At 29.4% G+C, this 14,066-nt stretch carries 10 protein-coding genes; 7 read left to right on the forward strand and 3 right to left on the reverse strand.

What is annotated here, in order from left to right; all coding sequences use genetic code 11:
• The first annotated feature begins 263 nt into the window (after positions 1-263).
• The 7 genes from EPK97_RS19150 to EPK97_RS21440 all read left to right on the forward strand — a co-directional run bounded on the left by EPK97_RS19150 (position 264) and on the right by EPK97_RS21440 (position 9,875).
• Positions 264-2,516, forward strand: a complete 2,253-nt coding sequence (locus EPK97_RS19150) for a sensor histidine kinase (protein WP_162038244.1) — start codon at positions 264-266, stop codon at positions 2,514-2,516.
• Positions 2,513-4,747 (forward strand): sensor histidine kinase, encoded by a 2,235-nt coding sequence (locus tag EPK97_RS19155; protein ID WP_162038245.1) that lies wholly within the window; start codon positions 2,513-2,515, stop codon positions 4,745-4,747. The genes EPK97_RS19150 and EPK97_RS19155 overlap by 4 nt, the downstream gene beginning before the upstream one ends.
• 335 nt (positions 4,748-5,082) lie before the next feature.
• The gene (locus EPK97_RS19160; protein WP_162038246.1) at positions 5,083-7,401 is read left to right on the forward strand and encodes a sensor histidine kinase; all 2,319 of its coding nucleotides are present in this window, start codon (positions 5,083-5,085) and stop codon (positions 7,399-7,401) included.
• Complete coding sequence (locus EPK97_RS19165; RefSeq protein WP_162038247.1) at positions 7,398-8,039, forward strand: response regulator transcription factor; 642 nt, start codon at positions 7,398-7,400, stop codon at positions 8,037-8,039. Before EPK97_RS19160 ends, EPK97_RS19165 begins: the two co-directional genes overlap by 4 nt.
• 22 nt (positions 8,040-8,061) lie before the next feature.
• Entirely contained in the window at positions 8,062-8,982 is a 921-nt protein-coding gene (locus tag EPK97_RS19170) for a polyprenyl synthetase family protein (RefSeq protein WP_162038248.1), read from the forward strand.
• Positions 8,983-9,161: 179 nt separating this feature from the next.
• Positions 9,162-9,626 (forward strand): tRNA adenosine(34) deaminase TadA, encoded by a 465-nt coding sequence (tadA, locus tag EPK97_RS19175; protein ID WP_162038249.1) that lies wholly within the window; start codon positions 9,162-9,164, stop codon positions 9,624-9,626.
• A 72-nt stretch (positions 9,627-9,698) separates the two neighbouring features.
• On the forward strand, positions 9,699-9,875 hold the full coding sequence (locus EPK97_RS21440) for a hypothetical protein (protein ID WP_338075738.1): 177 nt from the start codon (positions 9,699-9,701) through the stop codon (positions 9,873-9,875).
• A gap of 73 nt (positions 9,876-9,948) precedes the next feature.
• Here the strand turns inward: EPK97_RS21440 and EPK97_RS19180 are convergent, their stop codons facing one another.
• The 3 genes from EPK97_RS19180 to EPK97_RS19190 all read right to left on the reverse strand — a co-directional run bounded on the left by EPK97_RS19180 (position 9,949) and on the right by EPK97_RS19190 (position 14,039).
• Positions 9,949-10,914 carry an aldo/keto reductase gene (locus EPK97_RS19180; protein WP_162038250.1) on the reverse strand — a complete coding sequence of 322 codons (966 nt, stop codon included), beginning with the start codon at positions 10,912-10,914 and terminating at the stop codon, positions 9,949-9,951.
• Positions 10,915-10,933: 19 nt separating this feature from the next.
• Positions 10,934-12,007 (reverse strand): SAM-dependent methyltransferase, encoded by a 1,074-nt coding sequence (locus tag EPK97_RS19185; RefSeq protein WP_162038251.1) that lies wholly within the window; start codon positions 12,005-12,007, stop codon positions 10,934-10,936.
• Positions 12,008-12,866: 859 nt separating this feature from the next.
• Complete coding sequence (locus EPK97_RS19190; protein WP_162038252.1) at positions 12,867-14,039, reverse strand: hypothetical protein; 1,173 nt, start codon at positions 14,037-14,039, stop codon at positions 12,867-12,869.
• Between the last annotated feature and the right edge of the window lie 27 nt (positions 14,040-14,066).

A 14,066-nucleotide genomic window follows, 5' to 3' on the forward strand; every position in this document is an offset into this window, starting at 1 on the left:
ATAAAAATTAATAACGGTTTGTATGTGCTTCAAATTAATTCCTGTTAATGGTAATTATAAGTAAAGTAGGACGAAAATTCAGCGTAAACTTGTTTCATTAAAATGCAAACTTTGCGTTATTAACTTTCATTAACTCGTATATCCAATATAATATGATTACAACATCTACCAGTAGATTGACTATTTAGTTTATTATTAAAGTCTATTAAATTTTTAAAAATATATTACAATGAATATTTTATATCGTTATGGAGGTTTATTACATGCCGAAAAAGCTCATCGTCATATTACTAATAAGTTTAATCTTCATAACGCAAGCTTGGTTTATTTATATTACTTTTAGTTATCCTTTCACAGGTGTTATTTTAGAAAAAACAGAACAGAATGAGTGGGTAATTGAGAGATTTGAAAGTGAAAATGTTGATATAGGATTAAAAGTAGGAGATATCATCGTGGAGGTGGATCACAAAAATGTCAACGATCATTTTTCTATTTATAAATTCCACGGATTGGAGCAATTTAAACAAATTTTAGTGTTACGTGATGGTGAAACATTGGAGGTGCTTAATCATACATTCCTAAGTTTATCAACTTATGACATATTACCTCTTATTAGTTTATTTCCTTGTTTTCTATTAATCTTTCTACTTTACAAGTATACATTCCATTATGAATCTGCAAAATACTTGTCCTATCTTCTTATGGTTATTGCTATGGCATTTATTAGCACAGGTGCTTCTAGTCGTGGGGATGCAATTGGATTGATATTTGTTTATACGTTAGTTATGTGCCTACCAATATTATTTATTAATTTTTTGTCGGTTTTTTTGAAAGAGAAAACAAATATAATCTTATCTACAAAATATAATAAATTTTTAATATTTTTTATTTTCATCTCTATATTCCCACAACTTATTTTTTTTACTGATTCATCTGTAATATATTTCATGTACGACATCATTGGATTTTTCGTGATGTGTTATGTTTTGTTTGGTTTGTTATCTATTTTTATAATATTGACAAAACTTTACTTTATTCATCGAAAAGAGAAAACATATGCTTCTACTTTAATTAAATCAATATGGGTATCATTATTTTTATCATTTGCACCCCTTAGTATTTTTTCTTATCTTCCGTTTATAATTACAGGAAAAGCCATCATTGAACCAATTTATACGACTTGGTTTATTCTTTTTTTTCCTTTTTCATTTTCCTATTTAATTATTACCAAACAAGTATACGATCTAAATGTCATTACACGTAGAATATTATTTATTATTTGTTTTTCACTTCTTCCCAGTACTTTCATTATTACAATAGTTATGTATTTATTCAAACCTGATTTGTCTACTCATCAACTGGCCTTAGCTCTCACTTCAACTTCTTTTATTTTATTTCTGACCTTAGCTTTAACAAGTTATATTACAAATAAATTTGAAAAATGGATTTATCCCAAAAAACATACTTTAAAAATGAGATTAAATCGTATTGTTGAAAAGTTAGGTACAATCACTAACTTTCACGAATTTAAATCCATCATATTACCCGAGATTATTCAATTGTATAAAGTACATGGCGCCGCTCTTATTTTAATTTATAAAAATAATTACGAATCAATCAGTGAAGGGACAATTGATGTAAAAGAAATTAAAAACTTATTAAAAACTCCAAAAAATTTAGATGAACATCCCTTCTATACTAGTTATGAAATAAATCGACATAACGAATATACAAGTTATTTAGTTTTAACCAAAAAAACAAATAATACTGTATTAGGGCTAGAGGAAAAACAATGGTTGTTTCTAATATGTTCCTACTTAAAAATATGTTTGGAGAATACTTATTATTTACGCAAATTACGCTTTGAATTACAAGAAAAAGAAAGATTTCGAATTGCTACAGACCTACACGATTCTACAATGCAGGATTTATTCTTTTTAAAACGAAGGTTAGGGGCAGTAGTTGGTAATGAAAACACAAATACTGAAGATAAAAAAGAAATAGCTAACCTTTTAGATTATATAGATATCATCAACTTGAGTTTAAGACAAGGGTGTTTTGAATTGTATCCGTATACTATTCAGGATATGGGGTTAAATCAAGCCGTTCATAAACTTATTGATCAACTTCATTTAACCCATGATCTAGAAATTAACTTCATAGAAATCAAGGAGATAGAAAATTATAATATAGAAGAAAAACGTCAACTATTCCGCATTATACAAGAACTTCTTAATAACACCATAAAACATGCTCAAGCTGCTAAAGTAAATATTACTTTTAAAACAAAAGAACAAATTCTTCGATTGATTTATGAAGATGATGGAATTGGTTTAGATGTTAAACAGAGATCAAAAGATTCTACTAAACGACCTGAATCAGGTTTAGATCAAATTCGATACCGTGTCATAGATTTAAATGGTAAATTAAAAATAAAGTCCAATGTAGGTAACGGTGTTCAAATTCATATGACGTTTCCAATGGAAGAGGAACAGAAATGGGGACTATCCAGTTGAATAAAAAGATATTAATCACAATATTAATTACAATATTTATTGCCATTCAATGTTGGTTCGTTTTTCTGACCATTAAATATCCTTATACTGGAATTGAAGTAGAAAAAAATGATAATAATCAATGGATCATTACAAATGTAAGGATTAAAAATATAGAATCTTTAAATGGTATTAAGATTGGGGATAAAGTCTTACAAGTAAATCATGAGGAGGCTAGTGAACACTATTCTATTCAAAAGTGGAAAATTGTAAGACAATTTGATCATTTGTTATTATCAAGAAATGATCGTGTTTTTGAAGTTAAAGCCAGTCAAATCTCTAGCTCTGCTCTTTATGGCTTAGTACCTTTAATATGTGGGATTTTTTGTTATTTTCAAGCTATTCTACTAATGATAAAAATGCCCCAATTAAAATCGACAAGATTCTTGTCATTTATATTTTTTACCAGTGGTCTGACATTTATTGCAGTCAATGCTTCTATAAGGGCAGATATACTTGCAAAAATAGTACTTGTTTCTAGCACAATGACTATTCCTATATTATTTTTACAGTTCCTATTTGTACTAATTAAAGAAAAAACTGAAGTACAACAAACACCCACAAAAATTTTTAAATATTTATATCTTGTTATAATATTAGTTTTTCTCTTTCAATTATTAGATTTTTTTTACACTCCATATACATACTACTTCTATATAATAACAAGGAACTTTGCAATGATATTTTTTTTATTAGGCTTACTAATAAACTTTATATATTTGTTAACCATTTACTTTAAATATCGTAAAGAAGAGACTTATACCTCTACATTAATTAAAATCATTTGGTTTTGTTTATTTATTACTTCGGCCCCATTTAGTTTGCTTTCATTTTTACCTGACTTACTATTTGGAGTATATTGGGTTAATCCATTTTATACAGTCTTCTTTTTCTTTTTCTTTCCCACAACATTTGCTTATCTAATTCTTTCAAAACAAATTTTAGATATTGATGTTGTTATAAGAAGAATAATATTCACACTAGCTTTTTCTATTGTACCTAGTATTTTGATCGTGTTTTTCATATCAATTATATTCGACCTAAGAATTACAATTCAATATGTAGTAATAGCTTTTATTTGTACTTTAATCACCTTATTTTTATCATTGTTTTCAATAAAGTTTATCCTTTTAAAATTAGAAAATACTATATTTCCACATCGTCGTGGTTATCAAAAATCATTGGATCATATTCTTGAAAAACTTGCTTCTATTACAAACTTTCGTGATTTAAAAGAGCAAATCTTAACAGATATTATCGATCTGTTTCAAGTACATGGAGGAGTTATTATATTAAAATATAAGGATAAAACTGAAACCATTCATGTAGGTAATATTAATATTAACGAAGTGGAAAAATTATTAGATTCAGCTTTAAATGAAGAATCTCCTGAATATTCTATATTTCAAATAAATCTACATCAAGAATATACAAGTTATATGATACTTACAAAGAAAAAAAACAACTCAATATTAGGATTAGAAGAAACACAGTGGATGAATCTTATTATTTCCTATATGAAAGTTAGTTTAGAAAATATATATTTTATTAGAAAATATGCTTTTGAACTACAAGAAAAAGAGAGATTTCATATTTCTATTGATTTACATGATTCAACCTTGCAGGATTTATTACTATTAAGGAGAAAAATATCTATATTAGTCGAAAAAAATACTTCAAAAGAATTGAATCAAGAACTGAAAAATATTATTAATTTTGTAGACATGATAAATATAGGTTTAAGACAAAACTTTTTTGAACTCAATCCTTACTTAATTAAAGAAACAGGTTTAATTAATGCAATTGAGCAATTAGTAGATCAAGAAAAAGCAATGAATACTTTCATTATTAAGTTTATAACTAAGAATGCTGATATTATAGAAAGTAGTAAAATAGAAGTAAAACAACATATTTTTCGTATTATTCAAGAGCTTATTAATAATACAAAGAAACATGCAGAGGCATCAAATGTATATCTGGAGATTAAAGGACTAGATCAACTACTCACTTTAATATATGAAGACGATGGGGTCGGTTTTGACTATAACCCTTCAAAAAGCAATTTAAGTAAATTAAAAGGAATGGGTTTGGAGCAGATTAGATATCGAGCAAGTGATGTAAATGGCCATTTAAAAATAATATCTACCATGGGAAATGGAGTTAGATTTTCCATCAAAATACCTAATCTATAGAAAATACATTAATAAATAAACTATGTTGGCCAAAAATTATTCACTTTTTTATCTCCCTTCATAAATATTTCTATTATGGAATTTTTCTCTTTATTAGGTAAATGCAAACTATCAATTATAACTTCTAGTTGTTGGGTTTCACATTTCTTTAATTTATTAATTATAATGTGTAATTCTGGTGACCAATTAATATACAAAATAATCACTTCACTTTCTATGTATAGATTCTATTATACCTTATTCCAAGGAATTAACTATCAACATAATTTTAATGAATAATGATATATTTCATATTTCCACATAACTGAAATAATATTTATCTAGGAGGCTCAATAATGTTAAAAAAACTATCTAAAAAAACACTCATTATCTTTGTTTTAATATCTCAAATTTGGTTTTTTTACATAACTCTTAATTTCCCTAATAGTTCTATTATTATAAATAAATCATTAGAAAACACATGGTATGTAGAACAAATAAATTCAATAGGTAATAATTTTGGATTAGAAGTCGGAGATATCATCCATAAAGTCAATAATAGTGACTCTAATAACTATTATACGATTCAAAAGTGGAGGACTGTTGAACAATTTGAAAGTATATTAATTATAAGAGATGGAGTAAAGTTTGAAGTAATACCTACTGACTATTACCATCTTTCAAGATTTGATATTATTTCTTTTATCAGTGTATTTTTTTGTTATTTAGTAGCTTATATTTTATATAAAAATGTATATAATTCAAAAGCAGCAAGATTGTTATCATTAATTTTCGTAACAATAGCAATTATTTTTACCAGCTTAGGAGCATCGACTCGTGGAGATACTTTAGGGATAATATTTAATTTAACAACCGTAGGACTTATACCTATATTATTTCTTCATTTTTTATATATTTTATTTAAAGAAAAAGCAGATACTATACTTCCTATCAGAAAAATACACATATATCTATATTATTTTATTATCATTACAATTTTTCCACAAATTATGTTTTATTTACCTCTTTCAAATATTTATGAAATGTTTAGTATTATTCGAAACATAATAATGTTATATTTTTTATTTAGTGTTTTAATCATTTTTCTTAATCTAACAATACTCTACTTAAAATATCGAAAAAAAGAAAAATATGTTTCTACCCTAATAAAAACTATCTGGATTTCTCTTCTAATATCTACTTTTCCATTCAGTATCTTCTCATTTTTGCCAGATTTATTATCAGGTAAAGAATGGATAAGTTCGATTTACACTTGTTGGTTCGGCTTGTTATTCCCCCTATCTTTTGCTTATTTACTTATATCGAAAAAACTCTACGATATTGAAATTATATTCAGACGTTTTTTATTTACAATTATTATTTCAATCATTCCTAGCGGAATTATAGTATTTTCTAACGAACTTACCTACACTAATAGCCTTTTAAATTCACATTACATAGTCAGTTTTATCATTACTACTTTTATATTATCATTACTACTATATTCTTTTGAATACCTTACTACTAAATTTCAACGAATTATTTTTCCTAAGAGATATTATTTAAATAATGCACTTAAAAAAATATCACAAAATCTTAGATCTATATCTAGTTTTCATGAATTAAAAGATATTACACTCGTGGATATTGTTAAAACAATGAATGTATTTGGTGGGGCTATTATATTTAAATATAATGATTCAATTGAAACCATAAGCGAGGGAGATATCGATTTAAACAAAGCAACAAAAATGATAGAAACTAGTGAAGTAAACCATGACTACATATGTTTTGAAATTACTGACCACGAGGAATACACAAGTTACTTAGTTCTAACAAAGAAAAAAACAAATACAGTGATTGGGATGGAAGAAAGCCAATGGATAAACTTAATCATAACTTACTTGGCCGTTAATTTAGAAAATCTCTATTTGATACGTAAACTAACGATGAAGCTAGAACAGTTAGCCGTACAGATTCCTGATGAAAAAACAGCAAATGAATTTTTATGGTTTCGTAAATTTATGTTTGAATTGCAAGAAAAAGAACGTGTACGAATTGCAACTGATCTTCATGATACTACGATGCAAGATTTATTTTTCTTAAAAAGAAGATTAAATGCATTAATAGAAACGAACGATATAAATCATAAACATGCCAATGAAATTAAAAACATAGTTAGTTACGTAGAAATTATTAACGTCAATTTGCGGCAAAGTTGTTTTGAGCTGCACCCTTATTTACTGCAAGAAGCTGGTCTAATTCATGCTATTAGAAAACTAATTCAACAAGAATCGGAGATGAATACATTTGAAATTGAGTTTAGTATAGGGGATGAATACCAAATTGAAAAAAGAAATAGCGATACTAAAAGTCATATCTTTCGAATGATTCAAGAAATGATTACAAATACAAAAAAACATGCACAAGCTACAAAAGTAAATATATCACTTCAGATTATGAATCATGAAATACAACTTCAATTTGAAGATAACGGAATCGGATTTAATGAACAAATAAATAAAGAACAAGACACACTTAAATCAGGAATGGGAATGGAACAAATAAAAAGTCGTGTTTTATATTTAAATGGTCAATTTAAGGTTGAATCTAGTATCGGTAAAGGGGCTAAATTCTGGATTACCCTGCCAAATAAGGAGGAGAAATCAGCATGAATACAAATAAAAAAAATGTTTTAATCGTAGATGACCATCCTTTAGTTGCAAAAGCTACAAAAAATTTACTAGAAAAAAATGAATTCATTCAAGTCATTGACATGGCTTATAATGGTAAACAATGTTTAGAACTGATGGCATTACATCAACCAGAAATTGTCTTTTTAGATTACCGACTCCCTGATATGACAGGTGTTGAAATTGCTGAACAAATTAGAGAAAAATTTCCAAATACATTAATCATCATTTTCTCTGGAATCGACATTACGGATCTCACTAATAAATTAATTGAATTAAAAGTATGTGGAATTATCTCTAAAGAATCCAGTGAAACCACAATTATGAATATGGTTAATTGTATTTTAGACGGGCATACGATGTTGCCCATTTCTATGTACCATCAAATGAGGATGATGAGTATAAATCATAATCCTATTGAAAGTAAATTAAATGATGATGAGATTAAAATTATGACCCTTATAGTTAAAGGGGCTACGCATGAACAAGTTGCAGATGAAATCCATCTCAGTAAACGTTCTGTAGATAATTATTTAAAAAAAATATATGGAAAATTAAATGTAAAAACAAAAGTACAAGCGATAGAAAAATTCGTTCAAATGAAAACAAAGAACAATTAACGTAGGGGGATAGTACTGATTCATGTTAACAAAAGTACATAAAGAAATGAGCGAAATGATTTCTCAATACGATCACGTATCAGAATTAAAAGAATTAGTATTATCATTCATAAATGAACAAACTAAATATGATATGCACTGGTCAAAGCTGACCTTATATAGTCACAGAATGTTTGGTGGAAAGTCTGATCATATTTATAAAGTGGCTGCTATTACAGAATTGATATTTTTAGCCTCTGATATTTTAGATGACATTCAAGATCAGGATCATTTAACTAAACCATGGATGCAGCATCCTAAGGATTACATGTTTAATACCGTATTAACAATCGTGTTGAGGGCAATTGGAGAACTAAATAAAATATTTGAGGGCAAACCTACAGCTTTGTCAGTTAGTAAAGTAAACGACCTTATTATTCAATCTATTCATGGTCAACAATTAGATATCCAAAACACTATATCTACTGAAGAAGAATATTTCTTTATGCTTGAGCAAAAATCTAGCTCATTAATTAGATTGGCTTGTTATATGGGTTATTCATCTATAGAAAATAATGATTCAAATCTTACAAAAATACTAGATGAATTAGCAGCAATCGCTGGTATTATCCATCAGTTAGAAAATGATATGAACGATATACTTATTACGGATCAAAAAAACGATTTACTCCACAAAAAAAGAACACTACCAGTATTATATTTGTTAAAACATAACGATGAATTTCCAATTATCAAACAATATTATGAAGGTGAGATAACTAAAGAAGAATTTCTTGTAAAAAAAGACGAAACAAATCAGATCATCCAAGACTCGGGATGCATTGAATACGCTAGAGTAATACAAACACTTTACATAAATAAATTCGATGAGGTGTTTGAAACTTTAGATGCTGTGTCTCCATGGAAGGAAAGATTTAGGGATTTAGTCTACACTACAAAGTAATTGCATTCTAATGGTATTGTCATTCCATATTTGATTTTCCACACAGCTTTCCAATAAAATATACACAATACTTATTACTTTATTCACATCTTTCACCTACTATTCAGTGGTTGTCCACAGCTTTATCCACAACCTGTGAACAATTGTACATAATAGACTATCAGAATTGAGGTATCCACATGTTAACAAATACAAATCACCATCAGCAGTTTATGTTGGAGGCAATTAAAGAAGCAAAAATTGCTGAATCCAAAAACGAAGTCCCTATTGGAGCCGTGGTGGTGTGGAAAAATAAAATTATCGGCAGAGGACATAACTTAAGAGAAACAAGCTTTGATTCCACTGCTCACGCTGAAATGATAGCTATTCGTGAAGCAAGTGATTATTTGCAAGCTTGGCGATTATTAGATTGTTCCCTTTATGTTACATTAGAGCCTTGTGCTATGTGCGCGGGTGCGATAGTACAATCCAGAGTTGAACAAGTTATATATGGTGCCTCCGATCCAAAAGCAGGTTGTGTAGGTACTTTGATGAACCTACTGCAAGAAGAACGTTTTAATCACCAAACAGAAGTCATTACAGGTGTGTTGCAAGAAGAGTGCAGTGATTTATTAAAAAAGTTCTTTAGACGATTGAGGAAATAATAATGTATAAAAAAAATGATGCTAATCCACTCTATACTAAGAACTATGAAAATTTATAGTGGAGGTTTTAAAGTGACAAAACAGAAATCCAATTTAGATAAAAATTTAGAAAATGTTATTGAGGATTTAGAGGAAAATCCAGTCAACAGCTTCCATGCGCAGCAGTTACATCAGAAACATGAAGATCGCAAACATGAAGATTTAAAAAGAGATAAAGGTTACAAAGGTGATGAATCAAACCCTCAATAACGAATTAACGACAAATATTAAAAAACTGGATTCCTTATATCGGAAACCAGTTTTTTATTTTGCTAATAATCAATTAGCTTGCCCAAAAGTTTTTATCCCATTTATACTTTTTCAAAATGTTTAATTGCTCACTTGATAATGGTCCTAATTCTGAGAGTACACAATTTTTCTCTACATTTCTTAACGATCGCATACCAGGAATCATTGTAGATACGGCAGATTGACTTAAAATAAATCGCAACGCAATTTGAGGAATATCCTCAATCGTTACATTTAAATCTGCAGCCATGTTTTGAACTTTTTCAAATACTTGACGTTTACGGTCTCCTTGGAAGTAGTTATTTCTAAAGTCATCTTCTGCAAAAGTAGACTCAGGTGTAATTTTTCCTGTTAAACCCCCTTCGTCGAGCGGTACACGAACAATAACGCCAACATTGTGTTTTTCACAAGCAGGGAATAGTTTCTCTAAAGGTTTTTGCTCAAAAACGTTAAATATAACTTGAATCGTATCCACTAATCCAGACTCAATTAACTTAATTGCATTTTCTGGTTGATGGTCATTGATAGATACACCAAAATTTTTAATCTTTCCTTGTTCTTTTAGCTTACGAACACCTTCCAACCAGTCCCCTTGATTCACCCACTCATCTGACCATACATGGAATTGTTGAACATCTAACGTTTCCAATCCTAAATTTTTCAAACTTTGTTCCGTACATTCGATAATGTGTTCACTTGGAAAAGCTTCCTCTGCACTTCCCCTTGATGGCCACATCATATTTTTAGGTGGTATCTTAGAAGCAACATAAACAGTCTCAGATCTTTCCCTAACCACTTGACCAATTAGTCTTTCACTATGCCCTTCCCCATATCCTAATGCCGTATCAATGAAGTTTAAACCTAAATCAATGGACTTATGTAATGCCTTTAGAGAGTCATCATCATTTGCACCAATCCACATAAAATTACTAATTCCCCAAGCTCCGTAACCTACTTCAGAAACATCTAGTCCCGTTTTACCCAACTTCCTATAATTCATCACTCATCCTCCTCCATTGTTATGATTTATTTTTCATATATACAGTAACTTCAGAACGATTATGAAATAATTGTTTTACACCTCGAATTTCAAACCATTTTTCTAACGTAAATATAGCTTGATCCACCCTTTTTTTCATATTTTTTTTTGGCAATTTTAGTGTCAAAATCATCAAGCTATTTGATTTTAATAGTTTTTTGGCTTCTCCCATTAATTCTACAGACTCTATGGTGTCCATTTTCATGTCATTTACGACTACATCAAACTTAGTGCTTTCAATGCGAGTGAAAAAGACTTGCGCCGTTTCTTTAAAATGTTTTACTTTCTTATGATTTTTCAGAGATCGATCAAGATTAGCTGGATCTACAGCATATACCATAGCATTATACTGCAATAATATCCGTGTCCATCCCCCTGGTGCCGCTCCCAAATCAAGTGCTACACAATTCTCAGGGAGTTGAATATCAAATACATCCATCGCTTCAAGCAACTTAAATTCAGCTCTAGATATTTGGCCTTCTTCTTGTGCAAAACGATGTTGTCCTCCTGACCAATCACTTAAATTTGCTTCAGCTGTTGAAATTCCTATATAAACTTGTGATTCATAAAATGCGATGGAAATGATCTGCTCAGGTTTTTGAATATGTAATGTATAACCCATTTCTTGAACCGTTGTCGAAACGACTTTGTTCACTTCAAACCTTTTATAAGGTCGTTCCATTGAAGGATCAATAAAACGTGTTTGAACAGAAAAGCTTTTATTTTTATCCAATAGAGAGGATATTTGATTCACATGTTTAAGTATAACTTGTAAATCCTCTTCTGTTTGTGTTAACTCTACCTCAGTATGTATTGGAGAAATATGTTGAATATAAATCGGCTTTTGAAAACGAAAGTGTTCTATCAACCTGTTAAAACCTATACTCAATTGAATAAGCCCTATTCCTTGATCCAACCATTTGATAAGTTTTCCCTCAGGGTCTGCTGATTTAAACTCCTGTAATCCAATAGCACTAAATTCAGGTTTAATTGTAATGATTATTTGTTTTGTACCTTCTATTTCTATGCTTGTAACCTTATTTTGTATGCTCATATTTATCACCATTCTGATCTTATCATAATGTATTTTGTATTACTATCTTAGTGAACTACGTGAGGAGAATTTGTAATTACGTTTATTACATATAGCTTATGTAAATAATATAATAAATACAAGCTTATTATCATATGATGATATTGTGTGAATGAAACAGGTTGTATTTTCATAAAAAAAACACAAAATATTTGATATATACCCATTTACATTTTTTTCTTGAAAAAGTATAATAAAGAAAGTTGAGAAAAAAGAAAAAACCGCAGGTGTTACAGCACCCGCGGTTGGAAGTACAATAGCCGTCTAAACAAGGCGGTAGGATAACGATATTGAACGAATAGACCGCAACCTATTGGCATGAGGGCGGTCTCTTTTTCCGTTTTCTGCGGAATTCAAGAAATGAGATAATTAACCTTCCAATACTGATCAAAAGATTGAAAATCTCCATTTGGCCTCACCCCCTTTCAGGGTTGTAGCCCACCGCCCATATATAAACCAACTATTATACATGTCTATTTTACCATATTTTTCATAAAATTGTAAAAAGAATTTCACATTTATTATTTTTATTGCTTATTCGAATATGATTATGTTTTTTAATACAAATATAAATTCACGAATAGTTTTTATATGATTAAGTAGATAAAAACATTATAATCTTGGGCTATTTCGATAATTTATCCTTTAAGATAAGTTCAAACATTATGTGATTGAAAGAACTGCATTTGGATAGTTTGGCATGTAGATTAAATAAAAATTATTATTCTCGTCATTACATTAATTTACATATTTTAGACTTGGTATAAAAATTCCCATTGAATTTAATCATCCAATGGGAATTTTTTATTTATTCTTTTTATTAGTTAGACGTAGATTCTTCTATAAGAGCTTCGATTTCTTCTTCTGTAAGACCTAAATCTTCAAGACCTTCTATATCGAATTCACCTGGTTCAGGAGTTGCTTCAAATGCTCCATATGCAGAATTCATAATTTCCTCTAACTCTTGTAATTTAATGATATTCTCACTGGACACTTCAACTGTAAATTCAGGATTTTCATTAATTTGATCCATAGCCATTGATAAATCAACTACAACATTAATTGTCTGTCCTTCAGTGATAGCATCTACATCCATTTTTACACCTTGGTAAGAAATGTAGTTGTCACCATTGATTCCATTTAAGAATGTAAGATCGTTCACTTTTAAAGTGTTTTGTTCATCTTCTAGAAATGCCATCACTTCACTTTTGCCATTTTCCATTTCTTCTTTGAACTGTTCTAAATCTGCTGATTCTATCTGTGTAACTTCAGCCCATTTAGGATCAGCTAACAATTCTAATAACTCAGGAAGCGCATCGTCCATAAATGTTACCACTGCTTTTTCAAATTTCTCATCAGTGATTTTAATTTCAACTGCTTTTTTTACGTCGGTACCTTCTGGAAGCTCAGCATCTTCAACTAAAGTAAAATATTCTTCCTCATCAAAATGTTTAAACATAATTTGAGACATTTCCATGATAAGTTCATTTTGTTTTTGAAGATCTCCGTAATTAAATGGTGCTACTTCTCCTTCTGACATTTCAGCTAACTCATTATAATCAATTTCAATAAACTTACCTGTTACTTCTTGTGGCAAAGGCACAAATGGAATAGAAGGAATTTTAATTAACATTCTTTCCTCTTCCATTACCATCGGTAGGCTCATATTAAAACTCATATCTCCGGGCATTTCTAAATCCATCACCATTTCCATTTTCATTGGATCTTGTTGGTAAACTCCCGTCATGTTCAAATTGATATTTTGAAACATACCTGCAAACATCGCCATTTCTGGTGCTGCTGCCATAGCTTCATCCGGTATGTTTAAGCTTAAATTCATATGACCGTCAAAAGAATAGGATTTCATTTCTAATGATTTTTCACTTGCTTCTTTTAACAAGTCCTTTGGACCTGGTTTCTCTCCGCATCCACTTAAAACGACTGTAAACATAAGTAATACAGTTGTTGCAATTAAAAATATTTTTCTTTTCATCCAATTTCTCCCCCTTTTAATAAAAAC

Origin of the sequence: Chengkuizengella sediminis (assembly GCF_010078385.1) — a bacterium.
GTDB lineage: Bacteria > Bacillota > Bacilli > Paenibacillales > KCTC-33759 > Chengkuizengella > Chengkuizengella sediminis.

Bases quoted from the DNA above. Each gene is read 5' to 3' on its own strand.
- EPK97_RS19150 (WP_162038244.1), top strand. From the start codon at position 264: ATGCCGAAAAAGCTCATCGTCATATTACTAATAAGTTTAATCTTCATA.
- EPK97_RS19160 (WP_162038246.1), top strand. From the start codon at position 5,083: ATGTTAAAAAAACTATCTAAAAAAACACTCATTATCTTTGTTTTAATA.
- EPK97_RS19165 (WP_162038247.1), top strand. From the start codon at position 7,398: ATGAATACAAATAAAAAAAATGTTTTAATCGTAGATGACCATCCTTTA.
- EPK97_RS19170 (WP_162038248.1), top strand. From the start codon at position 8,062: ATGTTAACAAAAGTACATAAAGAAATGAGCGAAATGATTTCTCAATAC.
- tadA (WP_162038249.1), top strand. From the start codon at position 9,162: ATGTTAACAAATACAAATCACCATCAGCAGTTTATGTTGGAGGCAATT.
- EPK97_RS19180 (WP_162038250.1), bottom strand. From the start codon at position 10,914: ATGAATTATAGGAAGTTGGGTAAAACGGGACTAGATGTTTCTGAAGTA.
- EPK97_RS19185 (WP_162038251.1), bottom strand. From the start codon at position 12,007: ATGAGCATACAAAATAAGGTTACAAGCATAGAAATAGAAGGTACAAAA.
- EPK97_RS19190 (WP_162038252.1), bottom strand. From the start codon at position 14,039: ATGAAAAGAAAAATATTTTTAATTGCAACAACTGTATTACTTATGTTT.